The following is a 24,794-nucleotide window of genomic DNA, read 5'->3' as shown; positions in this document are numbered from 1 at the left end:
CCCCCTGGCCGGATCCGGCCAGGCGCCGCCCGCACCGTTGGTGGACGGACCGCGGCGTGGTCACCCGGAAGACCGGAAAGGCCGCCCCCTCGTCGCGCGGCATAACCACCGCCTGGCGAGCGACACCACGAGCGATTCAGGCCTCGGCCACCGCCGTACGGATCGGTTCTCCATGCCCCTGCCAGGGGCGGGCGAGCACGACGAGGGCCAGGATGGACAGGGCGAAGGAGACCAGCATGATGGCGGCCATCGGCATCGGGCTGCTGGTTCCGAACAGGCCCGCCAGGGGTGAGGCCGCGGCCCCCAGCACGAACTGGACGCCGCCGAGGAGACCGGAGGTGGCCCCGGGGGCGTCGTGGCCGAGGAACTGGGCGACGGTCATGGTGGCGGGCAGGACGATGCCGAGGCCGGTGACGGTCAGCAGGAGGCAGATCCAGGTGGTGGCGAAACCGCCGCCGGTGGTGGCCAGCAGCACGACCAGGACGGCCGTGGCGGCCAGGGCCGTGACGAGGCCCGCGGTGAACAGGGTGTTGACCCGGACGCGGGCGGCCAGGCGGCCGAAGCAGAGGCTGCCGCCCAGCAGGCCGAGGGCGTTGACGGCGAAGACGAAGCTGTACTGCGTGGGCGACAGGCCGTAGACATCCTGGAAGACGAACGTCGAGCCCGCGATGTAGGTGAAGAGACCGGCCCCGGACAGGGAGGAGGCGAGGATGTACCCCACGAGGGCGCGCCTGCCCAGCAGTCCGGCGATGGCCTGGGAGGTGCTTCTCACCCCGCCCGACCGCCTCGCGGCGGCGGGAAGACTCTCCGGCACCCAGGCCATGACGCCGACGAACAGGAGCACGCCGAAGACCGCCAGCACGGCGAACACGACCCGCCAGGAGGCGACGCCGAGGATCGCACCGCCGAGCACCGGGGCGACCACCGGGGCCACGGACACGATGGCCGACAGGGTCGCGAAGTGGCGGGGAGCCTCGGGGGTGCCGTGGAAGCGGTCGGTGAGAACGGCGCGGGCGACCACCATGCCCGCCGCTCCGGCGACCCCCTGCAGCAGTCGCGCCGCGTTGAGAACGTTGATGTCGGGCGCGACGGCGCAGACGAGCGAGAGCACCGTGAACAGCGCGGCGCCCGACAGCAGGACACGGCGGCGGCCCACGGCGTCGCTGACCGGGCCCAGCAGGAGCTGACCGGCGGCGAGGCCGACGAGGAAGGCCGTCATGGACAGCTGGACCGACGGGCCGGTGGTCTCCAGGGACCGGGCCAGGGCGGGGAAACCGGGCACGTACATGTCCGTGGCCAGCGGGGCGACCGCGCTGAGGGCGGCGAGCACGATGAGCAGTCGGCCGATGTGCTTGGGTGGTCCTCCCCCACCGGTTACGGCGGGGGCGGCCAGGGGGGTGTCTGCGGACATGGCTGTGAACCGCTTTCTGGCTGGTAGGGCAGGTGAACAGACCGCTGGGCGGGCGGCCGGGCCGCTACGATGGGCGATATATGAAACAAGTAGTTAACTAGTTAACGGATACAAGTAGTTCACAGGTTAACGAATTGGAGGGTTCATGCAAACCCCCTCTCACCCCGCGTACGAACGATGGCGGCAGATGTATCCGGGCCTCGACATCTCGTCGATGGAGGTTGTGGGCCCGCTGAAGCGCGTTCAGGCGCTGCTGGACCTGGCGATCGAGCCGCTCTTCGACAGCGCCTCGGTGACCTCGCCGGAACTCGACGTGTTGCTGAGGCTCCGGCACGCCGAGCAGCCGACGATCGCCCGGCAACTGGCCAGGCAGATGAGCCGATCCCCGGCGGCGCTGAGCAAGACCCTGGCCAAGCTGGAGCGGCGGGGTTACATCACCCGCGAGATCAATCCGGCCGACCGCAGGACGGCCCTGGTACGCCTCACGGACGAGGGCCTGCGGGCCGTCGACTCACTGTTCCCCAAGCAGCTCGCCATCGAGGTGCAACTGCTCAGCGGCATGACCGGGGAGCAGCGTGCGCAGATCATCGAGGGTCTCACCCAGCTGGTCAAGGTGATGGAGACGGGCCTGCGCGACATGACGCTTCACTGAGCCGCGCGCCGTACGGCTCACTGAACCGCGCGCCGTACGGCTCACCGCGTCACACGCCGTACCGCTCACCGAGCCGTGCGCCGTACGGGGGACCCGCCGCCGGGCCGGTCACGGAGCCGGCCGCCGGTCCCCGCCCACCAGGCGGCTCGTCGGCGCTTTACCGGGCGTCAGCCGATGGGGCGGTAGCGACTGCGGAGCCGTACGAGGGGGGCCAGGCCCGCGGTGACGTAGTCGACGGCCAGCACGCGGGCGATGAAGAGTGTGTGGTCTCCGGCCGGGACGACCTTGAGGGTCTCGGCCTCCAGGGCGGCGACGCCCCCGTCGACGACGAGCGCCTCGCTCAGCTTGCCCCGGTGGTGCGGCGTCCCGGCGAGCAGGAGCCGGGCGCCGGGACGGCCCTCGGTCGCGAAACGGCTGGCGATCGCCTTCTGGTCGGCGGACAGCACGCTGGCGGCCCAGCGGTCGCGGCGCAACAACAGCTCGTTGAGATAGCCGGTGCTCTCCATGCTCACCATGACCAGCTGCGGGTCGAGCGAGATCGAGACGAAGGTGCCGACCGTGGCCCCCACGTCGTCGCGCTCGTCCTTCACGGTGACGACCGTCACGCCGGTCGGCACCTGCGCCATGGCCTCGATGAACTCGTTCATGCGGTCATCATCCCGAAAGGTGGGCATGGGGTCGGGGCCGGACCGGGCGCGGGACCGCCCCGGAGGGGCCAGGGTGCGGGACCGGACGCGGCGAAGGTCTCGAGCCACGCGGGACAGCCGGGCGGGGAACCGGGCGCGGACATGACGCGGCCCGCGCCTTCGGACGGCGCGGGCCGGGTCATGGCCGTTTCCTCGGTCGTGGCGGGCCGGAGCCCGCGGCTACGCCAGGCCGTTCTGGGTCAGCCAGTCCTTGGCGACCGTCGCGGCGTCGTCCTTGTCGATCGCGACGCGCTTCATCAGCGCGAGGAGACCGGGGGTGTCGAGCTTGGCGGAGACGACGTTCAGCGTGGTCTTGACGGTGTCGTTCGCAGCCGCCTTGTTGACCAGAGGCACGACGTTGTCGGCGGCGAACGCGTTCTTGTTGTCCTGCAGCGAGATCAGGCCGTTGATCACGATCTTCGGGTCGGTGGTGAAGACGTTGCCAACCTGGACGGTGCCGTCCTTGATGGCGTCGGCGGTCGCGTCACCGGTCTTCTTCCACTCCTTGAACTCCAGGCCGTAGGTGTCCTTGAAGTTCTTCTCCTGGCGTGACTGGAACTCCGGCGGTCCGCCGATGGAGTAGCCCTTGGCGACCTTGACCAGGTCCTCGATCGTGGTGAGGCCGTTCTTCTGCGCGGTCTCCCTGGTGACGGTCAGCGAGTTGTTGTCCTCGGCCGCGGCGGGATCAAGGACCTCGAGCTCGGCCGGGAGCTTCTCCTTGAGCCCGGCGACGACGTCGTCCTTGGTCTTCGCGGTGGTCGTCTTGTCGACGAAGGCGAGAAGCGAGCCGATGTACTCCGGCAGGACCGTCAGGCCGCCGCTCTTGACCTGGTCGTAGAGGACCTCACGGCTGCCGATGTTGAGCTTCTTCTCGACCTGGACACCCTTGGCCTCGAGAGCCTGGGCGTAGATCTCGGCGAGCAGGACGTTCTCCGGGAAGTTGGCCGAGCCGACGACGGCCTTGCCCCCGCCACCACCGCCTCCCCCGGTCGGCGACGCGGCCCCGGAGCCCGCGGGGCTCGCGGAGGCGCTGGTGAGCGGATCACCACCGCCGCCGCACGCGCTGAGTGCGAGCGCCGTGGTGAGGACGACAACCACGGTGCTGAAAAGGCGCTTCATCGTGCTTTTCCCTTCTAAAGCGGGAGGTAATATAGACATTACCGTATGGCCTGGCGCTCGCTCACCCCCGGAGAGACCACGAGGCGCTGGATCACGGTGAACCCCAGCTGGACGACCAGGGCGAGCAGCGCCACGAGCACCGCTCCGCCGATCGTGCGCGGGAAGTCTTTGGTCGCGAGGCCGTCGACGATGAACCGGCCGAGACCGCCAAGCCCGACGTAGGCGGCCACGGTGGCGGTCGAGACCACCTGGATCGCGGCGATCCGCAGGCCGAGCAGGATGAGCGGCAGCGCGACCGGCACGAGCACCCTGCCGAGGACCTGGCCGCCGCGCAGGCCCATGCCGTACGCGGCGTCCCGCAGCTCGGGGTCGACACCCCTGATGCCCTCGTAGGTGTTGACGAGGATGGGCGGCACGGCGAGCGCCACCAGCGGGATCAGCACCGGGATGTCGGTGCCGACGCCCATGAGCAGCACGATGAGCACGAGCAGGCCCAGCGTCGGAAGGGCGCGGGCCGCGTTGGCGCTCAGCACCGCGAACAGCGCGCCCCTGCCGGTGTGGCCGATCCACAGCCCGAGCGGCAGTGCGATCAGTACGGCCAGCAGCAACGCGACCGCCGAGAACTGCAGGTGCTCCAGCAGCCTGGCCGGGATGCCGTCGGGTCCCGACCAGTTGGCCGGGTTCCCGAAGAAGTCGAGCAACCAGTTCACGCCGTCCCCCTCGCCCGCGACCACGGAGTGAGCAGGCGCTGGGCCAGCACCAGCAGCGTGTCGGCGATCGCGGCCAGCAGCACGACCAGCGCGATGCCCACGATGATCGGGGTGTAGAACTGTCGTTGCCAGCCGTCGATGAACAGGTAGCCGAGGCCGCCCCTGCCGACCAGCGCGCCCACGCTGACCAGGCTGATGCTGGAGACCGCGGCCACTCTGAGCCCGGCCAGCACGACCGGCACCGCGATCGGCAGCTCGACCCGCAGCAGCCTGCGCAGCGGGGTGAAGCCCATGGCGACCGCGGACTGGCGCACGTGGTCGGGAACCGCGGTGAGCCCGTCGACGACCGCCGGGATCAGCACGGCCATGGCGTAGAAGGTGAGCGGGATCATGACGGTCGTCCGCGTGGCGAGGCCCGTGATCGGGATGAGCACGATGAAGACGGCCAGCGAGGGCAGCGAGTAGACCACGTTCATGACGCCGACGGTCGGCTGGTAGAGCCAGCGCCAGCGGACACAGGCCAGCCCGAGCGGGAGCGCGACGAGCAGCCCCACGATGATCGGCACCAGCGACATGACCACGTGGTCCTCGAGCAGGCCCTGGATGGTGGGCCAGTTGCGCCCGATCCAGTCCCAGCGGATCAGCGGCTCCTCACGCACCGGCGCCTCCCGGAGCCGCGCCCGCGGCGCCCTGGACCGCGCCCGCGCTCCCCGCAACCGCGCCGCTGCCTCCGGCGACCTTGTCGAACGCCTCGTCCAGCGCCTCGCGGGTGGCCACGCCCTCGACCCGCCCCGCCTCGTCCACCGCGATCGCGCTGCCCGAGGGGGACAGCAGCGTCGCGTCCAGCGCGCCGCGCAGCGAGTCACGCCCCCTGACGAACGTCCCGTACGGCGCCAGCCGCACCTCCGCCACGGTGCCGGACTCCGGTAGGTCCTCGACCCTGGCCCAGCCGAGCGGCCTGTTCTCCCCGTCGACCACGGCCAGCCAGGGCTCGGCCGTACCGCGCACCGAGGAGGCCTCCGCGGAGGCGGGCACGGTGAGGTCGGTGCGGAGCCGTACTCCCTCGTCCGAGATGAACGACAGGCGGCGGATGCCCCTGTCGCGGCCGAGGAACTCGCGGACGAAGTCGTCCGCGGGCCTGGCGAGAAGGGTCGGGGGGTCGTCGAGCTGCGCGAGGTGACCGCCGACGCGGAGCACGGCGACCCGGTCACCGAGCTTGATCGCCTCGTCGATGTCGTGGGTGACGAACACGATGGTCTTGTTCAGCTCGGCCTGCAGTCTGAGCAGCTCCTCCTGCAGGCTCGTGCGCACGATGGGGTCGACCGCGCTGAACGGCTCGTCCATCAGCAGCACCGGCGGGTCGGCCGCCAGCGCGCGGGCGACGCCGACCCGCTGCTGCTGGCCTCCGGAGAGCTGGAAGGGGTAGCGGTCGGCCAGCTTGAGGTCGAGCCCGACCCGTTCCAGCAGCTCCATGGCCCGGTCACGGGCCTTCTTCCTGTCCCAGCCGAGCAGGTACGGCACCGTCGCCACGTTGTCAACGATCTTGCGGTGCGGAAAGAGGCCCGCCTGCTGGATGACGTAACCGATGCCCCGGCGCAGGGTCGGCGGGTCGATGGTCTTGACGTCGACGCCGTCGAGGAGAATCCGGCCCTCCGTCGCGTCGATCATTCTGTTGATCATCCGGAGAGAAGTGGTCTTGCCGCAGCCGGAAGGGCCGACGAAAACCGTTATCTCCCCCGTCGGCACCTCAAGGCTCAGATGGTCCACGGCGACGGTCCCGTCGGCGTAACGCTTGGTGACCCCGTCAAATGTGATCATGCGCAACCTCATGCTTCTCGGCAGGGCCGCGGCCCCCCTGCCACAACTGCCCCATGATCTGTCGGCCAACAGCCTACGGCGGCCCCTTGGGCTCCGCCCTGCTACCCCCAATCGAGCCGCCCAGGCTAGCGGGATATCTATCAAAAGGACACTCAATAGTGCTGAGAACCTCTACGACTCTGCACGATTACCCATATCGTGGACATCGACCCCTCCAGTCACACGCACCACGGGCTCCACGCCCTTGCTCTTCACCACGACCCCAGAGGAACCGGTCCCGTGACCCCACCGATCCTCGATCAGCGCTCGCGCGGCGAACTGATCACCGAGCTGTACGACAAGCACGCCGCCGGGCTGTTCGCCTACTGCCATGACCAGCTGGGCGACCCTGAGTCGGCGGCGGCGGCGCTGGCGGCCGTCTTCACCGGCCTCCCCGCCGCCGACGCCGAGCCACCGCGTGCCGCGCTCTACGCGCTCGCCCGCCGTGAGATCCATCAGCGGAACGTGCTCTACGCCTCACCCGCGCCCAGTGTTGACCCGGTCTCCGCTTTCGTCGAGCGGGTGCTGCGCGACCTGCGCCCGCACCAGCGCGAGGTGCTGTACCTGTCCGGCGTGCGCGAGATGGACACCGCGGAACTGTCGTGGGTGCTCGACGTGGCCGCCGACACGGCCGACGAGCTGACCGTGAGCGCCTGCCGCCGCTTCGCCCAGTCGCTGGAACTGGCCCTGGCCTCGGCCAGGGTGCCCGCCCATCTGGCCGACGCGTTCGGCGCGCTGAGCGTGGCCCCGATCCGTGACGTGCTCGTCCGCGCCCCCTGGGCCGTCCCGCCCGCTGCACTGCGCGGGGTCGCGCTCGCGCCGCGGCCGGGTACGGCGCTCGCCGCCCCGCCCTCGTCCACCCAGGCTGCGGCGTCTGTGACCTCCGTGATCTCCGTGACGCCACTCAAGCCCCTGTGGCCGACGCCTCCGACCTGGCCGCTGCCGCTCACCGAGACCGACCCGCTGACCAGCACGAGCGTCTTCCCGCCGCCCGAGCTGCCGCCTCCCTTCTCCCCGGCCGACTTCTTCCCGCCCTCCTCCTCGCAGGACCGCTTCCCCGACCCCTTCTCACCGCCCGACCCCGACGTGGTCTCCGCGCACGAGGCCACGACCGCGCCGATGCCGAAGCTCAAGGACTCGGTGCTGAGCGCGCTCGACGAGATCGTGCCCCGCTCCCCTCGCCGCAAGCTCCAGCGGCCGAAGCCCCGCCGGGCGATGCCGCTGGCCGCCCCGCCCCCGGCGGACGTGCTCGACGACGCCCTCCGGACCAAGGGTGCCGGGCCCGGCGACGCCTCCCCCGCGGAGGACCTGTTCCAGCCGTTCACCCCGGAGCCCAGGGCCAGGCCGCACACCGACAAGCTGGTGGCGTCGGCCCCCAGGGACGAGGTGCCCGACACCGAGACGACGCTGCCCGGCTGGCCGTTGCGGGCCGAGGAACTGGACGCGACCGCCCCCGGTCTGCGAGAGCCTCTGGCGGCACGGCCGACGCTGCCCGACTGGCCCCTGCGAGCCGACGAACTGGGCACGCCAATGCCCGGCGACCGCGCCCGGCACGCGAAACGGCCTGGCACCAGGGGAGCCGGAGAGCAGGCGGAGGCGGAAAGGACCGGACGCGCGGAACGGCCGGGCCTGCACCGTGCCTCACACGGGACACCTCCTGCGGACGACGTCACAATGCCGGGGAGCACGAGGCCCGACACCGTGGGAGCCGATGTCCTGGCGCCCGAGACCGCAGCATTCGGCATCACAAGGCCCGACATCCTGGCGCCCGAGACCGCAGGATTCGACGTCACAAGGCCCGACACCGCGGGGCACGACGTCCTGGCCGCCGACTTTCCTGGCATCCGTTCCCCGCAGGAGACAAGCGCCGCGGACGACTCCAGGCCCGGAGACACGGAGGCGACCTGGCGGCCGGACGCGACCCTGACCGTGAGCGGCGGCCAGGCCGGGGAAGCACGGACCGCGGAGCCCTGGAGCACGGCGGACCGAAGCACGGAGACCCGGACCGCAGCGGACCGAAGCACAGCCAGAACCGCGGCGGATCGAGGCGCGGAAAGCCAGGTCACGGAGGATCCGGACGCGGAGGATCACCCGGAAGGGACGCTCCAGACGGCGGGATCCGCCCGCTCGGCGCGGCAGGAGAAGCGGGCACGTCGCAGGCGCAGGCAGGCCAGGAAGACCGAACAGCACCACGACTGGGCGTGGGAGCTGTTCGGCTTCGTCATCTGTGTGATCTGCGTGGCGATCGCCATGCTCGTCTTCTTCGCGGTGCCCACCATCGTCACCCCCTGAGGCCAGGAGCCGACGGCCGGTGCCCGCCCGAGGTCATCGGCCGGAGGGCGGCACCCCCGGATGCCGGAGCACGGCATCCGGGAGGTCGTGGTCAGCTGTCGGGGAAGGCGAAGCGGACGGTGCCGGAGGTGTGCTCTCCGATGCTGACCTCTCCCCGGACCCGCACCGTGAACTCGCCGTCCTCACAGGCGACGACGGTGCCGGTCAGAGCCAGTGTGTCGCCCTCGTAGGCGGGGACGCCGAGCTTGACGTTGATGCCGCGGATCAGCGCCTCGGGGCCCGCCCAGTCGGTGACGTACCGTTCGACGAGTCCCATCGTGATCAGGATGTTGAGGAAGTCGTCCTTGGACCGCCGGGTCCTGGCTCCTTCCGCTTCGCGCCGGACCGGTGTGAGATCCGCGGTCGCCGACCCCGTCGAGATGGTCACGGCGGGGGTCAGTGCGATCGTGAGGCCGGGAAGGACGGCTCCGATCTCGACCTGCTCTTCGGTAGGTGTCCGCATCACGACTCCCGGGGGGGACCCATATCGGCAGGATGACTCGTCGTCCATCTGGCGGTACGTCACACACAACGGCATACCGATACCCACTTCTCCACGTAGACAGTCCACGACATTGCCTACTGTCCGCACACCTTCCGACAGTTCCACCACAGCGACCACAAAAGAGGTCCCAAGCCCCGAAACCGGGGATTGTGACGCGCGGCTGAGCCGGAGGGCCCCGCCCTCACCGCCCTCACCACCCGCCACGCCGTACACCCGGCCGATCGGCACGACGCCCTGGCCGGATCCGACAGGCACCGTAACCCACCGTGACCTGACGCGGCTCGCCACAGTCGGCGTGTTTCCCGGTCCGGCGCTCGCCCTCGGACACCTTTCCAGAAGAACGCGCTCTCCCCGCCGGTTTCGAGCCTCAACGGGTACGGCTCGCGGACATCGGGCTGCCTTTTCCCCTCCCAGGGGTGAAACTTCACTACCCGGCGAGGCACCCGGCGCGGTGGGCGCCCCCTTATCGGGCAAGGGTCCCTCCGCTCCCCGGTGATCCGGCCGGGCCAGAAGTCCGCCTTAATAGAACTGATTCCATTATTGACTTGGGTTGGGGCCGGACCAACGGGTGGCGACATGTCGCCATAACACGCATGACATGTGGGAATAGGGCTCTCTTGTGACTCGCAAATAACCCACCGGAGCATCCGGAAATCAGATAACGTGTTCTTATGCGTACCCCGCATGCGACCACGGGGCCGCCGGTCGCCTCGCGCCTCAGCGGTGCCCCTGCCCCGAGCGACACCGGACCGGCCACGACCAAGGGGGCACCCGGCGTGCAGAGCGAATCGACGTCAACCGGCGTCCGCGCGAGGAGCCAGCACCAGCGACGCAAGCGCATCGTCCAGGCCGCCGCCGCCCTCGCCTCCCGCGGCGGCGTCGAGGCGATGCAGATGCGCACCGTCGCCGAGCGCGCGGGGGTCGCCCTCGGCACGCTCTACCGCTACTTCCCCTCCAAAATGGATCTGGTCGTGGCCGTCGTCAGCGAGGAGATCGATCTCCTGGAGGGGAGCATCGAACGCAGGCCGCCGACCGCCACCACGCCCTCTGGGCGCGCCGTCGACGTCCTGATGCGCGCCACCCGCGGGCTGATGCGTGAGCCGGAGCTGGCGGACGCCCTCATCCGGTCACTGATCACGTCAGAGGTCGAGACCCCGTTCGGGGACCGCATGACGGGTCTGATGCTGCGCGTCTCCGGGCACGGGCTCAGCCCGGAGACGGCCACCGAGGAGCAGTGCGTCCTGGCGGGCTCGCTGGCGAGCGTCTGGGTTCACGAGCTGCTGGCGATGCTCAAAGGACACAGGACGTACGAGCAGATCCATCGCCACATCGAGATCGCCGCGACCAGGCTGCTCGCCGATTTCCCCACCCCGCCTTCCACCTGAAAGATAGAACGCGTTACTGTCACAATCGGAGGCAACCAGATCAACATTCTGGAGTGACGCGTTCGGAGGATCGGTTTCCGATGCCGGTTCCGAGCCGCGGGGCGGGAGACCGTATGGGTGTGGTGATCATCGAAGACCGTCCTCGAACGCCTGCCAGACATGCGCGGCGAAACCCCGCGTCTTGACGACGCAGGATTGTCGCGTGCGAGACACGCGCGGAACAGCACGCACGGAAACCCAGGAACAGGGAGCGTCCCCCTTGAAATCCCTCCGCAGGCCCTACAGCGAGCAGCGCACGACCGACCTCGGCGGCGGGGTGTGGAGCGTGCCCGTGCCGATCCCCGCCAACCCGCTCGGATACACCCTGGTCTACGCGATCGAGTCGCCGTCCGGTCCCGTGCTGGTCGACGCGGGCTGGAACCACCCTGACGCCTGGCTGGCCCTGCGGGACGGGCTGGCCTCCGCCGGGATGGACATCCGGGAGGTCAGAGGAGTGGTGGTCACGCACTTCCATCCGGACCACGCGGGGCTGGCCGGGCAGGTCCGGCAGGAGTCCGGGGCGTGGATCGCCATGCACGAGGCCGACGCCGCGCTGATCAGGAACATGCACGACCTCGAGGAAGGCGTCCAGCGTGATCTGCGGGCCGGCATGCTGCGCCGGGCGGGAGCGGGCGCGGTCGAGGTCGAGGAGGTGACCGCGCACCGGCAGCGACCGCCCGCGCTGCCCGATCGGACGCTCCACGACGGCGACCTGATCGACCTTCCCGGGCGGAAGCTCCGTACGGTCTGGACGCCCGGTCACACCCCGGGCCACGTCTGCCTGCACCTGGAGGACGCGGACCGGCTCTTCACCGGGGACCACGTACTACCGAGCATCACCCCGCACATCGGCATCTACCCCTACGACCGCACCGACACGGACCCGCTCGGTGACTTCCTGGCCTCGCTGGAGAAGGTGGCGGAGCTGGGCATGCTCGAAGCCCTGCCCGCCCATGAATGGATATTTCAGGACACGGCGGCTCGCGCGAGGGTGATCGGCACGCATCACGAGGAGAAGCTCACCCAGCTCGCGGCCCTGCTCGCCGAGGCCGGCGAGCCCCTCACCATCTGGGAGATCGCCGCCAGGATGACCTGGAACCGTCCCTGGGAGGACCTTCCCTCGATGCTGCGCGGCATGGCCGCGGGAGAGGCCGCCGCCCACCTGCGCACCCTGGAGGCCAGAGGGGCGATTCGCCGCAGCGAGGGAAGTGAGCCGGTCCGCTTCGCCGTACACTCGTAGACATCCGACGTCTGAGCTCCTCCGAGGAGGGTGAAGCGTGGCGGTCACCGACGCCGCTATCGACAAGATCAAGCAGATGATCCTCTCGGGCGAGCTGGCGCCGGGCGGCCGGCTGCCGAAGGAGGCGGACCTGGCCGAGCGGCTCGGCCTGTCCCGCAACTCCCTGCGTGAGGCCGTCCGCGCCTTGGCCCTGATCAACGTGCTGGATGTGCGCCAGGGCGACGGCACCTACGTGACGAGCCTGGAGCCCCGGCTCCTACTGGACGCGATGTCGTTCGTGGCGGACTTCCACCAGGACGACACCGCGCTGCAGTTCTTCCAGGTCCGGCGGATCCTGGAACCCGAGGCGACCGCGATGGCCGCGACCCGGATGACCGAGGCGGAGATCACCGAGTTGCGCGAGATCCTCGCCGGGCTGCCCGCGGACCCGAGCATCGAGCAACTTGTCGCCAACGACCTGGAGTTCCACCAGCGCATCGCGGCGGGCTCGGGCAACGCGGTGTTGTGCTCGCTCATCGACAGCCTGTCGGGACCGACCACCAGGACCTGGGTCTGGCAGGGCCTCGCCAGGGAGAACGCCCTGGAAAAGACCCGTGAGCAGCACACCGCGATCTGCGACGCCATCGCCACCCGGCAACCGGACGTGGCGCGCGCCTGGGCGACGGTTCACATCGCCGGAGTCGAGGAATGGCTCCGTAACGCGCTTACCTGAGCGGATATCACATCATAAAAGATCACAAAGTCGTACTCTTGGGGCGGAACGATTCCCCGACGACGAGGATGACCCCATGCAGCCGCTCGACGGAGCCGATTTACGGGTGGTGGCCGCCCTTCAAGTGAACGGGCGCGCCACCTGGGACCGGATCGGCAGGGTGCTGGACGAGTCGACCCGCAATGTGGCAAGGCGGGCGACTCGGCTGATGGAGACAGGTGTCCTGTCTGTCATCGGAGTGCTCGACGACCGCAGGATGGGCTCGGCCGTATTGCGGTTGCGCTGCCGTCCCGGCTCGGTGATCGACGTGGGCAGGGCACTGGCCGAGCTGCCCCAGACCCGGTTCGTCTCGCTGGTCGCGGGCTCCGCGGACTGCGCCGCCGAGCTGTCCGTGGCCGACGACGCGCTGGTCGAGCTGCTCTTCAGGGGCATCCCGTCGATCGACGGGGTGGTGGAGAGCACCACCTATCCCGCGTTGCGATACTTCAAGACCCCCCAGGAGTGGCACGTCGACGTGCTCACCCCGCAGGAGGTCGACGGGCTGCTCGAGCAGTGGGCCCCGCTGCCGCAACGCTTCCACCGCACGAGCGAGATGCCCTCGGCCGAGGACGAGCGGATCATCTCGGCGGTCGCCGCTGACGGCCGCGCCACCCACGCGGAGATCGCGGCGGCCACCGGGATCAGCGAGTCCACCGCCCGCCGCAGACTGGACTCCCTGATGCGCAGGGGCATCCTGCGCATCCGCGCCGAGATCGAGCCCTCCTACCTCGGACTGCCGATCGAGGCCGCGCTCTGGCTCCGGGTCGCGGAACGGGAGGTCGAGGCGGTCGGCCACGCCCTGGCCCGCCTGCCGAAGGTCAGATACGTCCTGGCGGTCGCGGGCGACCATCAGCTCGTGGCCCAGGTGGCGGTGCCGGGCCGGTTCGAGCTCTACGAGATCCTGCGGGAGATCGGCGGGCTGCCCGGGATGCGGGCGATCGAGACGACCATGATGCTTCTCCCGCTGAAACGCGGCTTCATCATCAAGCAAGACGGCCGCGCGAACCGCTGGGCGGGTCCGGTCGGCTGACCCGGCATTCCCGGCACGCCCTCACCGCGTCCGAGACCTCCACGACGACCTCCATGACGCCTTACGGCGAGCGGCCCTCGCCGCCCCCTCCCATCCGCCCGCCGTACCGGCGGAAAAGGGCGAAACGGCCACCGTCGCGAGCGCGGGCCCGTCGCTTGACGCGAAAGAGCACGCATAATAGAACACGTTTCAAGACGGTATTCCACCAAGCGCTCGGCCAAGCAACTGAGGATGGCGCCCTCACGGCAGGAAGGCCGTCCCGGCGGGTTCCCGAGGACGTCAGGCGATCATGCCCCGGTTCCGTCCATGCCACCGGGGCGATACGCGTACGGTTCGCCCCAGGAGGACTAATGAACATCAATCTTGTGGACAAAGACGTCTACGCGCGTGCCGGTGCGCCCCACGACCAGTTCCGCTGGCTGCGCGCCAACGCGCCGGTCTACCTGCACGAAGGTGACGCGGAGCGCGACTGGCCCGCGTTCTGGGCGGTCACCAAGCACGCCGACGTGGTGCACGTGTCGCGGCGCTCTGACCTGTTCTCCTCAAGCAGGAAGCTCTCGCTCTTCGACGAGATGCCCGAGGAGCAGCGTGAGCTCCAGCGGCTGATGATGCTCAACCAGGACCCGCCCGAGCACACCCGGCGGCGCTCCCTGGTCAACCGTGGTTTCACCCCGCGCATGATGGGGGCGCTCGAGCAGCACATCCGCGACATCTGTCACGAGTTGGTCGACGAGGCCAAGGGGCTTCCGTCGGTGGACTTCGTCCGCGACATCGCGGCTCCGCTGCCCTTGTACGTGATTTGTGAGCTGCTCGGCGCCCCCGTCGAGGACCGCGACAAGATCTTCAACTGGTCCAACCAGATGATCGGGGCCGACGACCCGGAGTACGCGGCGGACCCCTCGGTCGGCCAGAACGCGGCGGCCGAGGTGTACACCTACGCGAACGCGCTGGCGGCCGAGCGGCGTGAGCGGCCCCGCGAGGACATCGCGACCAAGCTGCTCCTGCCGGACGTCACCGGTGAGACCCTCGACGAGAACGAGTTCAACCTCTTCGTGCTGCTGCTGGTCGTCGCGGGCAATGAGACCACCCGCAACGCGGCCTCCGGCGGCATGCTGGCCTTCTTCGAGCACCCCGAGCAGTGGCGGCGGCTGATCGCCGACCCCGCGCTCGCCGGCCCGGCCGCCGACGAGATCGTCCGCTGGGTCTCCCCCGTCAACCTCTTCCGCCGTACGGCCACCGCGGACACGGTGATCGGCGGGCAGGAGGTCAGGGAGAACGACAAGATCGTGGTGTTCTACGGCTCGGCCAACCGGGACGAGGATGTGTTCGCCGATCCGGACGTCTTCGACATCGGCCGCACCCCCAACCCGCAGATCGGCTTCGGCGGAGGCGGAGCCCACTTCTGCCTTGGCAACCATCTCGCCAAGCTGGAGCTTCGGGTGCTCTTCGAGGTCCTCGCGGAGCGGCTCCCGAACCTGGCCCAGACGGGCCCGGCCCGCCGCCTGCGTTCCAACTTCATCAACGGCATCAAGGAACTGCCGGTCACGCTCACCTGACACCAGCCAGGAGCACGGACAGGAGCACAGGCAGGAGCACAGGCAGGAACGGCGACCGGTCCCCCGAGGCAGGGCGGGCCAGGTCGTCGTCCCGAGCCCATGATGATCCGCCCACCGCCCGCCCAGGCCCAGGCCAGGAGTCCACCCGGAAGCTGTCCTGGTCCGGTACGGGACCGGCTGTCAGCTCCGCAGGCTCAGGGCGAGCCGGAGGGCCAGGCCGGTGTTCCTGCGGTGGCCGAGCCTGCGCACGGCCAGTTCGAGCGCCTCGCGCTGGCCGACCAGGACCACCCACGCCTTCGCCCTGGTGACCAGGGTGTACAGCAGGCCTCTGCGCAGCATCACGCCCCCGGACTCGGCCACGATCGGCGCGACCACGAAGGGGTACTCGCTGCCCTGGGAGCGGTGCACGCTGATCGCGTACGAGTGGGTCAGCTCGTCCAGCTCGTCGAAGGAATACCGTACGGTCTCCCCGTCGCCGGTACGGAGCTCGACCAGCCTGTCCTGTGGGTTCACCGCCGTGACCGTGGCCGTCTCCCCGTTGAACACGCCCTTGTCGTAGTTGTTGCGGATCGGCATGACGCGGTCGCCAACCCTGAAGACCGACGGGCCCGACCAGTGCTCAGCCGTACCCTCGCGCGCCGGGTTGAGCCGTTCCTGCAGCCTGCGGCCGAGCTCCGCCGTACCTGTCGCGCCCTTGCGCATCGGGCACAGCACCTGGACCTGGTCGGCGCTGACGTTCTGCTTGCGCGGGATCGCCTCCGTCGCCAGGTGGACCACCCGGTCGGCCACCTGGTCGGGATCGTCGAGCTCCTCGAACCAGAAGCCGCCCCTGCCCGGCAGTGCGGGTAGCTCGCCCGTCCTGATCCGGTGGGCGGCCCTGACGATGCCGCTGTCCTGCGCCTGCCGGAAGACGTGGGTCAGCCGGACGCGCGGGACCTCCTCGACGCGCAGCAGGTCGGCCAGCACACTGCCCGGCCCGATGCTGGGGAGTTGGTCACCGTCGCCGACCAGCAGCAGATGGCTGCCCGCTGGGATCGCGGCCGTCAGCCGGGTGGCCAGCTGCAGGTCCAGCATCGATGCCTCGTCGACCACGACCAGGTCCGCCTCCGCGGGGGATCGCCGGAACAGCGTGCCCTCCTCCGCGGGCTCCTCCTGCTGGGCGAGCATCCGGTGCACGGTCATCGCGGGCAGGCCGGTGAGCTCGGACAGGCGCTTGGCCGCCTTGCCCGTTGGCGCGGTCAGCGTCACCGTGCCGCCCATCGCGCGCACGGTCGCCGCGATCACCCGCACCGTGTGACTCTTCCCGCAGCCCGGACCGCCGGTCAGGACGGAAACGGTGCTGGTCAGCACCAGGTTCACCGCGGCCTGCTGGTCTTCGTGCAGCCCCTCGTCGTCGGCGAACGGGCGCAGCGGCAGCGTCGACCTGGCCCGGCAGAGCCTGGTCAGGTGCGCGGCGAGCGCGACCTCGCGGCCGTGCTGCTCCTTGGCGTACACCACCTGGCCTGGCCCCGCCGGTGACGTCTCGACGACCACCATGCGCTCGGCGACCAACGCGTCGACGGCCTGGCGGACGAGCTCCTCCTCCTGCTCGACCAGGCTCGCCGCCGCGGCGAGGAGGGCGGTCAGCGGCAGATAGCAGTGCCCGTCGCGGGCCGCCGCCGCCTCCAGCCGGTCGAGGACCGCCGCCCTGATCCGCCGCGGGCTGTGCTCGGGCACCCCTGAGCGCAGCGCGATCCGGTCGGCGGTGTGGAAGGCGATCCCCCTGACCTGGCCGATCAGCCGGTACGGGTCGCGGGCCAGGACGTCGCGCGAGTCGTTTCCGTACACCTGGTAGATCTTGGCCGCGAGCAGCGGGCTGATCCCGAAGCCCTGCAGGACGACCATCAGCTCGGCGACCGCCTTCTGCTCGGCCCAGGCCTGGACGATCTGCGCCTGCCGCGTGGCGCCGATGTTGATGACCTCCGTGAGGCGCTCCGGCTCGGTGTCGATGACCGTGAGCGTCCGCTCGCCGAAGTGGCTGACGATGGCGTGGGCGAGTTTCGGCCCGATGCCGCGGATCAGGCCGGAGCCGAGGTACAGCCTGATGGCGCGCACAGTCGAGGGGACCACCCGCTCGCACTGCCTGACCAGCAGGCGGCTGCCGTGGCGCGGGTGCTCGTCCCACTCCCCCGCCAGCCGCAGCGTCTCGCCCGGCTGCGCACCGGCCAGCGCGCGCCCCGAGGCGACGAAGCCACCGAGGCCGTCGAGGCCGTCGAGGCCGTCCGCGCTCATCCGCGCGACGGTGTACTCGTCGTCGCGGACGTAGACCAGCTGCTCGACGGAGGCTTCGACATCCGTCGTGCGCGGCTTGGCGAGCACGGTCACCGTACGCTCCCCGGGATCGTGTGCGGCACCTCTTCGCAGGACACTAGCGGGCGGCTGCGACACTTCACGACGTGCCGGAACTGCCCGGAGGCGTGCCGGGACGGCTCAGGAGTAGCGGACCTCGAGGCCGGAGACGATGAGGGCGACGGCGCTCTCGAAGACGCCGTCGGCGTCCCCCGTCCTGTCGAGCTCGACCAGCAGCCCACTGGTCTCGGCGGACAGGAGCCCGGAGACGAAGGTGTAGAGCACCGTGCGGACGCGGACCAGTTCCCCCGCGGGGACTCCCGCGGCGGTGAGAACCCGGTTGAAGACCGGCCACATGCCGCCCTCCTGCTCGACCAGGTCGGGGTGACCGTTGACGTAGGACCAGAGCGCCGGGTGCGACCGCGCGACGGAGCGGTAGGCGTGGGCCAGCGCGTGGAGCTGCTCCTGCCACGGGGTGCCGTCGTCGGGAGGCAGCCGCAGGCCCAGGGCGACGGCCGAGCACGCCCCGCGCAGCAGCGCGTCCTTGTTCTCCACGTGGTGGTAGAGCGACATCGGGTTGACGTTCAGCTCGGCCGCCAGCTTCCGCATGGAGAGGCCCTCGACCCCGCCCGCGTCGACCAGCCGCAGAACGGTCGCGTTGATCTCCTCGATTGTCAGGGGCTGTCCCCTGCGCGCGCTCACTGCCATACACCGTATGGTAGCGTCTGTCATACGGTGTATGGCTGACGGAATCGGGAGATCGTCAGTAAAGGAGGAGTTTCCATGTCGGTGACCCGTTCCATCCCCGCCCCGCAGGGATTGCCCCTGCTCGGCAACACGCTCCAGATACCGGCGCACGCGCCGAACGCGTACTTCGACAAGCTCGCCGCGCAACACGACAGCGGCGTCTACCAGCTCGATCTGCTCGGCCGTAAGGTCCTGTTCGTCTACGACCCCGACCTGGTCGCGGAGCTCAGCGACGAGACGCGCTTCTACAAGGGCATCGACCCGCCGCTGTCCATCGTCCGCGACTTCAGCGGCGACGGGCTGTTCACCGCCCGTCACGACGAGCCGGTCTGGGGACACGCGCACCGCATCCTGATGCCCGCCTTCAGCCAGCGGTCCATGAAGGCGTACTTCCCGCAGATGCTGGAGGTGGCGGAGGCGCTCGTCGCCAAGTGGGCGATCTCCGACGAGGTCAACGTGCCCGACGACATGACCAGGCTCACCCTCGACACGATCTCCCTCACCGGGTTCGACTACCGGTTCAACTCGTTCGACTCCCCGGAGCTGCACCCGTTCCTGCAGGCGATGGGCCGCACGCTGACCGAGGCGATGCACCGCAACCGGCAGCTCCCCCTGGTGACCAAGCTCAAGAAAAAGCAGGAGGAGGCCTACCGGGCCGACATCCTGGTCATGCAGGACCTGGTCGACGACGTCATCAGGCAGCGCAGGAGCGCGGGCGGGAACGACACCAGAGACCTGCTCGGGCTGATGCTCCAGGCCTCGGACCCGCGAAGCGGCGAACGACTCTCCGACGAGAACATCCGCAACCAGGTCCTGACCTTCCTTATCGCCGGTCACGAGACCACCAGCGGGCTGCTGTCCTTCGCCCTGTACAACCTGCTGCGCAACCCGCATGTGCTCGCCCAGGCCTACGCCGAGGTCGACCGGCTGCTGCCCGGGGACACCGCGCCCACCTACGACACGATCATGAAGCTGGACGTGATCCCGCGGATCCTGGAGGAGACGCTGCGGATCTGGTCCCCGATCCCGGCATTCTCCGTCAAGTCCTTCGAGGACACCACGATCGGCGGCTACCCGGTTCGCGAGGGCCAAACAGCCGTCGTCCTGCTGCCGCCGCTGCACCGGCACCCGAAGGCGTGGGAGCGGCCCGACGAGTTCGACATCGACCGCTGGCTCCCCGAGAACAGGACGGGCCATCACCCCGGCGCCTACAAGCCGTTCGGCAACGGCGAGCGGGCGTGCATCGGCCGCCAGTTCGCGCTGACCGAGGCCAGGCTGGCCCTGGCCCTCGTGCTGCAGCGGTTCGCGATCTCCGACCCGGACGCGTACCGGATGCAGATCAAGCAGATGCTCACCCTCAAGCCCGACGGCTTCACGGTCCGGGTCAGGGAGCGCAAGCCCCACGAGAGGGGCGTCACCGAGACGGCCGAGGTCGTGGAGGAGCGGCCGGTCGAGGTTGCCGTCACCGGTGTCGGCCTCACCGTCGCCTACGGCTCCAACCTCGGTACCGCGGCCGACGTGGCCGAGCGGCTGGCCGAGGTCGCGGGACGCTCCGGGTTCGCGACCACGCTGACGACCCTGGACGAGCTGGACCCGCCGAAGGACGGGCTGCTCGTGGTGATCACCTCGACCTACAACGGCAAGGCCCCCGACAACGCCCAGCGCTTCGACGCCCTTGAGGGGTTGCCCGCCATGGACGGGGTGCGGTTCGCGCTGCTCGGCTGCGGGAACACCCAGTGGCCCACCTACCAGGACTTCCCCAGGCGCGTCTTCGACAAGCTCACCCTGGCGGGAGCCGTACCGCTCATCGAGCGTGGCGAGGCGGACGCCGACGGCGACTTCGACGGCGACGTCTCCGCGTGGACCGCCACACTCTGGGCGGCACTGGCCGCGGAGTACGGCACGGCGGCGGCCGAGAGCGGGCCCCGCTACGAGATGGACGTCCTCACCGAGGCCGACGTGCGTCCCGCGGTCGTCTCCCCGCAGGCGGTCCCGCTGACCGTGCTCTCCAACGAGGAGCTGACCGGCGACCCCTCGGGGCTGTGGGACTTCTCGCTGGAGGCGCCCCGCCCCGGGGTGCGCTCGATCGTGGCCGAGCTGCCGGAGGGAACGACGTACACGGCGGGCGACCACCTCGCCGTCTTCGCCAAGAACGCTCCCGACCTGGTCGAGTGGGCGCTACGCCGGCTCCGCGTCCCCCGCGACCAGGTCGTACGGCTCCGCGCCAGAGGCACGACCCACCTGCCCGTCGGGACCCCGGTGACGGCCGGGCTGCTGCTGACCGAGTTCGCCGAGCTCCAGGAGGTGGCGACGCGTTCCGACCTGGCGGTGCTCGCCGAGCAGACCCAGTGCCCGTGGACCAGGAGCCAACTCGCCGAGCTGGAGGCCTCCTACGCCGACGAGATCCTCGCCAAGCGCGTCTCCGTGCTCACCCTGCTCGAGCGCTTCCCCGCGATCGCCCTGCCCCTGCCGATCTTCCTGGAGATGGCCGGGCCGATCAGGCCCCGCTACTACTCGATCTCCTCCTCGCCACTGGCCACACCGGGGCAGGTCAGGATCACCGTCGGCCTGGTCGAGGGGCCCTCGTGGTCAGGTGGCGGCGAGTATCGGGGCATGTGCTCCGCCTACCTGGCCGGTCTTGAACCGGGTGACGTCTTCTACGGATACGTGAGGGTTCCGACGCCCCCGTTCCGCCTCCCCGTCGATCCGGCGACGCCGGTGATCCTCATCGGCCCCGGCACCGGGTTCGCCCCGCTGCGCGGCTTCCTCGAGGAGCGGGCCCTGACCGGGGCGACCGGCCCGGCCGAGGTCTTCTACGGCTGCCGCCATCCCGAGCACGACTGGCTGTACCGGTCCGAGGTGCGCGACTGGGAGGAGGCAGGGGTCGCCCGGGTGCACACGGCGTTCTCCGCGCTCTCCGGGCACCCCTTCCGCTTCGTCCAGGAGGCGGTCGCCGCCGAGGCCGACACGGTGTGGGAGCTGCTCGAACGGGGCGCCCACGTCTACGTCTGCGGCGACGGGCTCCGCATGGCGCCTGCCGTACGGCGGGCCCTCGCGACGATCCACCGGGACAGGACAGGGGGCGACGGCGAGGAGTGGCTGCGTGCCCTGGAGGCGGAGGGCCGCTACCAGCAGGACGTCTTCGCCTGACCGCGCCAACGCCACACACCCCGGGATGCCGGTCATCCCTGGTGAAACACCGACCATGACATGAAGTGCCCTTTCACGGGCTGTGGACTATGGTCAAGGTGATGAGGGAACCGCGGTGGGGTACACCCAGGCCCACCGCGGCGACCGTGGTGGGTCTGGTTCTCGTGGTCGTTCTGGCCGCGATCGCCCCCTCCTCGTGGTCCGGCGCGTGGAGATCCACAGATTCGGGCACCGGCTTCTGGGTTCCCGAGGCCGGCGGCGCGCACCAGTCGACCGCACCGAGGCTTCTGGCGGGCGGAGCCGAGCATCTGCCCGCGCCGGGGCAGCTCCGCTCTTTCACGGCGGTGGGCGCCGCGGTCGCGACCCCCGCGCTGCTTTCTCCCGCCTGGCTTCCCACCGGGCCCGCCACCGCGCCCCGACGTGACGTCCAGCGAGCCGTCACCTCACGCAGTCCGCCGCGCGCCTAGACTCCTTCCCTTTTCCCCGCCCCCGTCGAGCGGTGAGCTTGACCGGGGTCTCCCAGCCGCGCGGTGCTCCGTACCGTCATGCGCCTGGGTTCCGGCTTTCCCGGCGGCCGGCCGCGCGTCCGGCCAGAGCCGCCGTGAGTCATCCAAGGAGTCGATGTCCCATGGGCGACATCAGATCGACGAGCAGGCTGCTTGAGGACTACCGGCGCCACACCGCGCAACTGGAGGAACTGCGCGCGCTCCTGCACGAGCGGCTCGCCGCCGCGCGGGCTGAGCGGGACTCTCTCACCGAGACCGAGACCGAGACCAAGGCCGAGACCAAGGCCGAGAACAAGGCCGAGAACAAGGCCGAGAACAAGAGCACGACCGAATCCGGGAACGAGAACGAGCGTGTGCCGGGGCCGATGCCCATCGGCGAGCCGGTTTCCCTGTCGGTGAAGCGGGCCGAGCGCGCCAGAGCGGTCGTCGCGGAGATCGAGGCGGCGATCGACCGGCTGGACTTCGGGGTGTACGGCACCTGCCTGCGCTGCGGGGCCTTCATCGCCCTGGGGTGGCTGCGGCGCGTCCCGCACACCCGGCACTGCGCCGACTGCCACGCCCAAGGGGGCGATGACACGACCGGCCGCCATGGGCGCCCCGCCGCGGAAGCGGCCGGGATGGCTCCCGCCTCTTTCCCGAACCTCAGAAAGGACCAGAACGTCATGATCTCCGACGTCCACCTCAGCAGCATCCAGATCGACACCATCCGCGAGGAGCTGGAGGGCCAGCTGCTGCGGTGGAGCAGGCAGCTCGCCGAGCTGGAGGCCGCGGTCGGCGACGACACCGTTGAGGTGTCGGCGAAGGCCGCCCTGCTCGCTGACATCGTCTCCGCGGAGCGGAGCACCGCCGTCGTGCGCAACGCCCTGAAGGACATCTCGGAGCTGACCTACGGCCGCTGCGACGGCTGCGGCTCCGGCATTCCGTTCGAGCGTCTCAAGGCCCGCCCGCTGGCGCGCTTCTGCATGGGATGCCAGCGTCGCCACGAGAACGGCTGATCTCTCCCCGGACCAACGGGCGAAGAGCCTCGCCCGGCAGCGGGCGAGGCTCTAAGAGGTGGGACGCCACCCACCGGGTGGGCGACTAGTCGACGTAGCTGATCAGGAACGGAAGCCTCTGGTTCGCGTTCTCGACGACGCCGATCGACCCGTTGGGGTGGAGGACGACGTTGCCGTTGTTGTAGTTGTCACCCTTCCAGGAGTAGATCCAGACCGGGCCGTCGAGGTAAGCGGCGGCGGCGTCGCGCACCTTCTCCGAGGGGATGTCGGCCAGCTGGCGCCCCTCCCCCTGAGCCATCGCGAAGGCGCGGGCATCCTCGCGGGTCTTCTTGAAGTCCTTGCCGTACCAGTACAGGTGGTATGCGCCGTCGTCGATGATCGGAATCTGTACCAGCTGTTCGGTCATGGCTGTACTACCTCTCATTCAGGGGATGCATGCGGAGCATCACCCTTCACTGTTACCTAGAGCTACATATCCATTACTGAAGGTAACGAAACAGGGAGAGGTACGACAGACTTTCCCACCGGGGGAGAAAGGCCTCAGGGCCAGGAGGAGTCCTGGTCGGGATCCCCGCCCTCGGAGAGCAACTTGACGTCGGACTCGACCATCATCGCGACGAGTTCCTCGAAGGAGACCGAGGGCTCCCAGCCGAGCTGGGCGCGGGCCTTCTTCGGGTCGGCGCAGAGCAGGTCGACCTCGGCGGGGCGGTGCAGGGACTGGTCGGTGACCACGTGGCGCTCCCAGTCGAGGCCCGCGGCGGCGAAGGCGGCCTCGACCAGCTCGCGCACCGTGTGGGTACGGCCCGTGCCGATCACATAGTCCTCGGGCCGCTCAGCCTGGAGCATCAGATGCATCGCGCGGACGTAGTCCCCCGCGTAGCCCCAGTCGCGGCGGGCCTCCATGTTGCCCAGGCGGAGCTCGCCCGCCAGGCCGAGCTTGATCCGGGCGACCCCGAGGGAGACCTTGCGGGTCACGAACTCGGCGCCCCTGCGCGGGGACTCGTGGTTGAACAGGATTCCCGAGACCGCGAACATCCCGTACGACTCGCGGTAGTTCTGGGTGAGGAAGTGACCGTAGGCCTTGGCGACGCCGTACGGCGAGCGCGGGTGGAAAGGAGTGATCTCGGTCTGGGGGGTCTCGCGGACCTGGCCGAACATCTCCGAGGACGACGCCTGGTAGAACCTGATCTGGCCCGAGCCCGCGGCCGTCCGCGAGGAGGAGATGCCGGAGCAGACCCGGATGGCCTCAAGCATGCGCAGCACGCCCATCCCGGTGACCTCTCCGGTCAGCTCGGCCTGCTCCCAGGACATCGGCACGAACGAGATGGCGCCCAGGTTGTAGACCTCGTCCGGCTGGACCTTCTCCACCGCGGAGATCAGCGAGCCCTGGTCGAGGAGGTCGCCACGGACGAGATGGACGTCCTGCAGCAGCCTGCGCACCCGGGAAACGCGCGGGTTGGCCTGCCCCCTGACGAGCCCCCAGACCTCGTAACCCCGATCGAGCAGGCACTCGGCCAGATAGGAACCGTCCTGCCCGGTGATACCGGTGATCAGCGCGCGCCTGGCCAACGCGTCCTCCTCGCTCGTGAAGCTCGGGAAGTGGGACTTCCGCTCGGCTGAGTGCCGTGTGACGGCGAATGTACCGCCACGCCCGGGGACGGGCACGTCACCGACCGCAACAGCGCTAGAACATGTTTCACCGAACGATATTCGGTTAGCTTAACGCCGCAGTTCGCGCACTGTAAGAGTGATTTTAGGAACAATTCCACATCGGGTGGAAGAGACCTACCGAATGG

The 24,794-nt window shown here is 69.8% G+C and carries 21 protein-coding genes and 1 pseudogene; 10 read left to right on the top strand and 12 right to left on the bottom strand.

The window, feature by feature from the left end; all coding sequences use genetic code 11:
- Window positions 1-136: 136 nt before the first annotated feature.
- Complete coding sequence (locus tag AB0395_RS20385) at window positions 137-1,411, bottom strand: multidrug effflux MFS transporter (RefSeq protein WP_366282636.1); 1,275 nt, start codon at window positions 1,409-1,411, stop codon at window positions 137-139.
- A gap of 145 nt (window positions 1,412-1,556) precedes the next feature.
- On the opposite strand from AB0395_RS20385, the gene AB0395_RS20380 reads away from it, so the two are divergent.
- Window positions 1,557-2,063, top strand: a complete 507-nt coding sequence (locus AB0395_RS20380; protein ID WP_366282634.1) for a MarR family transcriptional regulator — start codon at window positions 1,557-1,559, stop codon at window positions 2,061-2,063.
- 167 nt (window positions 2,064-2,230) lie between these two features.
- On the opposite strand, the gene AB0395_RS20375 is transcribed toward AB0395_RS20380, so the two are convergent.
- The 5 genes from AB0395_RS20375 to AB0395_RS20355 form a co-directional block, all read right to left on the bottom strand.
- Window positions 2,231-2,710, bottom strand: coding sequence for a flavin reductase family protein (locus AB0395_RS20375; protein ID WP_366282633.1), 480 nt, complete (start codon window positions 2,708-2,710; stop codon window positions 2,231-2,233).
- A 219-nt stretch (window positions 2,711-2,929) separates the two neighbouring features.
- The gene (locus AB0395_RS20370) at window positions 2,930-3,868 is read right to left on the bottom strand and encodes an ABC transporter substrate-binding protein (RefSeq protein ID WP_366282631.1); all 939 of its coding nucleotides are present in this window, start codon (window positions 3,866-3,868) and stop codon (window positions 2,930-2,932) included.
- Window positions 3,869-3,906: 38 nt separating this feature from the next.
- Entirely contained in the window at window positions 3,907-4,578 is a 672-nt protein-coding gene (locus AB0395_RS20365) for an ABC transporter permease subunit (RefSeq protein WP_366282630.1), read from the bottom strand.
- Window positions 4,575-5,237 (bottom strand): ABC transporter permease, encoded by a 663-nt coding sequence (locus tag AB0395_RS20360; RefSeq protein ID WP_366282629.1) that lies wholly within the window; start codon window positions 5,235-5,237, stop codon window positions 4,575-4,577. Before AB0395_RS20360 ends, AB0395_RS20365 begins: the two co-directional genes overlap by 4 nt.
- A complete protein-coding gene (locus tag AB0395_RS20355) occupies window positions 5,230-6,396 on the bottom strand; it encodes an ABC transporter ATP-binding protein (protein WP_366282627.1) in 1,167 nt (388 codons plus the stop codon). Before AB0395_RS20355 ends, AB0395_RS20360 begins: the two co-directional genes overlap by 8 nt.
- Before the next feature lie 279 nt (window positions 6,397-6,675).
- Here AB0395_RS20355 and AB0395_RS20350 point away from each other — a divergent pair, with 279 nt between their 5' ends.
- On the top strand, window positions 6,676-8,727 hold the full coding sequence (locus AB0395_RS20350; protein WP_366282626.1) for a hypothetical protein: 2,052 nt from the start codon (window positions 6,676-6,678) through the stop codon (window positions 8,725-8,727).
- 91 nt (window positions 8,728-8,818) lie between these two features.
- Here the strand turns inward: AB0395_RS20350 and AB0395_RS20345 are convergent, their stop codons facing one another.
- Complete coding sequence (locus AB0395_RS20345; RefSeq protein ID WP_366282723.1) at window positions 8,819-9,229, bottom strand: acyl dehydratase; 411 nt, start codon at window positions 9,227-9,229, stop codon at window positions 8,819-8,821.
- Window positions 9,230-9,298: 69 nt separating this feature from the next.
- Window positions 9,299-9,388 (bottom strand): annotated as a pseudogene (locus tag AB0395_RS20340) (OB-fold domain-containing protein); the annotation flags it as partial.
- Between the two features lie 554 nt (window positions 9,389-9,942).
- On the opposite strand from AB0395_RS20340, the gene AB0395_RS20335 reads away from it, so the two are divergent.
- From AB0395_RS20335 to AB0395_RS20315, 5 genes are all read left to right on the top strand, one after another.
- Window positions 9,943-10,656 (top strand): TetR family transcriptional regulator, encoded by a 714-nt coding sequence (locus AB0395_RS20335; RefSeq protein ID WP_366282625.1) that lies wholly within the window; start codon window positions 9,943-9,945, stop codon window positions 10,654-10,656.
- A gap of 259 nt (window positions 10,657-10,915) precedes the next feature.
- Window positions 10,916-11,935, top strand: a complete 1,020-nt coding sequence (locus tag AB0395_RS20330; protein WP_366282623.1) for an MBL fold metallo-hydrolase — start codon at window positions 10,916-10,918, stop codon at window positions 11,933-11,935.
- A 37-nt stretch (window positions 11,936-11,972) separates the two neighbouring features.
- The gene (locus AB0395_RS20325; protein WP_366282621.1) at window positions 11,973-12,647 is read left to right on the top strand and encodes a FadR/GntR family transcriptional regulator; all 675 of its coding nucleotides are present in this window, start codon (window positions 11,973-11,975) and stop codon (window positions 12,645-12,647) included.
- Window positions 12,648-12,723: 76 nt separating this feature from the next.
- Window positions 12,724-13,716, top strand: coding sequence for an Lrp/AsnC family transcriptional regulator (locus tag AB0395_RS20320; protein ID WP_366282619.1), 993 nt, complete (start codon window positions 12,724-12,726; stop codon window positions 13,714-13,716).
- A gap of 350 nt (window positions 13,717-14,066) precedes the next feature.
- The gene (locus tag AB0395_RS20315; protein ID WP_366282617.1) at window positions 14,067-15,272 is read left to right on the top strand and encodes a cytochrome P450; all 1,206 of its coding nucleotides are present in this window, start codon (window positions 14,067-14,069) and stop codon (window positions 15,270-15,272) included.
- 180 nt (window positions 15,273-15,452) lie between these two features.
- Here the strand turns inward: AB0395_RS20315 and AB0395_RS20310 are convergent, their stop codons facing one another.
- Together AB0395_RS20310 and AB0395_RS20305 are read right to left on the bottom strand one after the other, a co-directional pair.
- On the bottom strand, window positions 15,453-17,636 hold the full coding sequence (locus tag AB0395_RS20310; protein WP_366282615.1) for an ATP-dependent RecD-like DNA helicase: 2,184 nt from the start codon (window positions 17,634-17,636) through the stop codon (window positions 15,453-15,455).
- Window positions 17,637-17,741: 105 nt separating this feature from the next.
- Entirely contained in the window at window positions 17,742-18,308 is a 567-nt protein-coding gene (locus AB0395_RS20305) for a TetR/AcrR family transcriptional regulator (protein WP_366282613.1), read from the bottom strand.
- 75 nt (window positions 18,309-18,383) lie between these two features.
- On the opposite strand from AB0395_RS20305, the gene AB0395_RS20300 reads away from it, so the two are divergent.
- The 3 genes from AB0395_RS20300 to AB0395_RS20290 all read left to right on the top strand — a co-directional run bounded on the left by AB0395_RS20300 (window position 18,384) and on the right by AB0395_RS20290 (window position 22,998).
- On the top strand, window positions 18,384-21,497 hold the full coding sequence (locus AB0395_RS20300; protein WP_366282611.1) for a cytochrome P450: 3,114 nt from the start codon (window positions 18,384-18,386) through the stop codon (window positions 21,495-21,497).
- A 101-nt stretch (window positions 21,498-21,598) separates the two neighbouring features.
- Window positions 21,599-21,964, top strand: coding sequence for a hypothetical protein (locus AB0395_RS20295; protein ID WP_366282609.1), 366 nt, complete (start codon window positions 21,599-21,601; stop codon window positions 21,962-21,964).
- Between the two features lie 161 nt (window positions 21,965-22,125).
- Entirely contained in the window at window positions 22,126-22,998 is an 873-nt protein-coding gene (locus AB0395_RS20290) for a TraR/DksA C4-type zinc finger protein (protein ID WP_366282607.1), read from the top strand.
- Between the two features lie 85 nt (window positions 22,999-23,083).
- On the opposite strand, the gene AB0395_RS20285 is transcribed toward AB0395_RS20290, so the two are convergent.
- Window positions 23,084-23,404 (bottom strand): hypothetical protein, encoded by a 321-nt coding sequence (locus tag AB0395_RS20285; protein ID WP_366282605.1) that lies wholly within the window; start codon window positions 23,402-23,404, stop codon window positions 23,084-23,086.
- Between the two features lie 134 nt (window positions 23,405-23,538).
- Window positions 23,539-24,567, bottom strand: a complete 1,029-nt coding sequence (locus tag AB0395_RS20280; RefSeq protein WP_366282603.1) for a GDP-mannose 4,6-dehydratase — start codon at window positions 24,565-24,567, stop codon at window positions 23,539-23,541.
- Window positions 24,568-24,794: the final 227 nt, after the last annotated feature.

This window comes from Streptosporangium sp. NPDC051023 (assembly GCF_040689595.1).
Lineage (GTDB): Bacteria > Actinomycetota > Actinomycetes > Streptosporangiales > Streptosporangiaceae > Streptosporangium.
The sequence above is the reverse complement of the archived record's forward strand: the minus strand, read 5'-3'. Positions and strand labels throughout refer to the sequence as shown.

Bases quoted from the DNA above. Each gene is read 5' to 3' on its own strand.
- AB0395_RS20385 (WP_366282636.1), bottom strand. From the start codon at position 1,411: ATGTCCGCAGACACCCCCCTGGCCGCCCCCGCCGTAACCGGTGGGGGA.
- AB0395_RS20380 (WP_366282634.1), top strand. From the start codon at position 1,557: ATGCAAACCCCCTCTCACCCCGCGTACGAACGATGGCGGCAGATGTAT.
- AB0395_RS20375 (WP_366282633.1), bottom strand. From the start codon at position 2,710: ATGAACGAGTTCATCGAGGCCATGGCGCAGGTGCCGACCGGCGTGACG.
- AB0395_RS20370 (WP_366282631.1), bottom strand. From the start codon at position 3,868: ATGAAGCGCCTTTTCAGCACCGTGGTTGTCGTCCTCACCACGGCGCTC.
- AB0395_RS20355 (WP_366282627.1), bottom strand. From the start codon at position 6,396: ATGATCACATTTGACGGGGTCACCAAGCGTTACGCCGACGGGACCGTC.
- AB0395_RS20345 (WP_366282723.1), bottom strand. From the start codon at position 9,229: ATGCGGACACCTACCGAAGAGCAGGTCGAGATCGGAGCCGTCCTTCCC.
- AB0395_RS20335 (WP_366282625.1), top strand. From the start codon at position 9,943: ATGCGTACCCCGCATGCGACCACGGGGCCGCCGGTCGCCTCGCGCCTC.
- AB0395_RS20320 (WP_366282619.1), top strand. From the start codon at position 12,724: ATGCAGCCGCTCGACGGAGCCGATTTACGGGTGGTGGCCGCCCTTCAA.
- AB0395_RS20315 (WP_366282617.1), top strand. From the start codon at position 14,067: ATGAACATCAATCTTGTGGACAAAGACGTCTACGCGCGTGCCGGTGCG.
- AB0395_RS20305 (WP_366282613.1), bottom strand. From the start codon at position 18,308: ATGGCAGTGAGCGCGCGCAGGGGACAGCCCCTGACAATCGAGGAGATC.
- AB0395_RS20300 (WP_366282611.1), top strand. From the start codon at position 18,384: ATGTCGGTGACCCGTTCCATCCCCGCCCCGCAGGGATTGCCCCTGCTC.
- AB0395_RS20295 (WP_366282609.1), top strand. From the start codon at position 21,599: ATGAGGGAACCGCGGTGGGGTACACCCAGGCCCACCGCGGCGACCGTG.
- AB0395_RS20290 (WP_366282607.1), top strand. From the start codon at position 22,126: ATGGGCGACATCAGATCGACGAGCAGGCTGCTTGAGGACTACCGGCGC.
- AB0395_RS20285 (WP_366282605.1), bottom strand. From the start codon at position 23,404: ATGACCGAACAGCTGGTACAGATTCCGATCATCGACGACGGCGCATAC.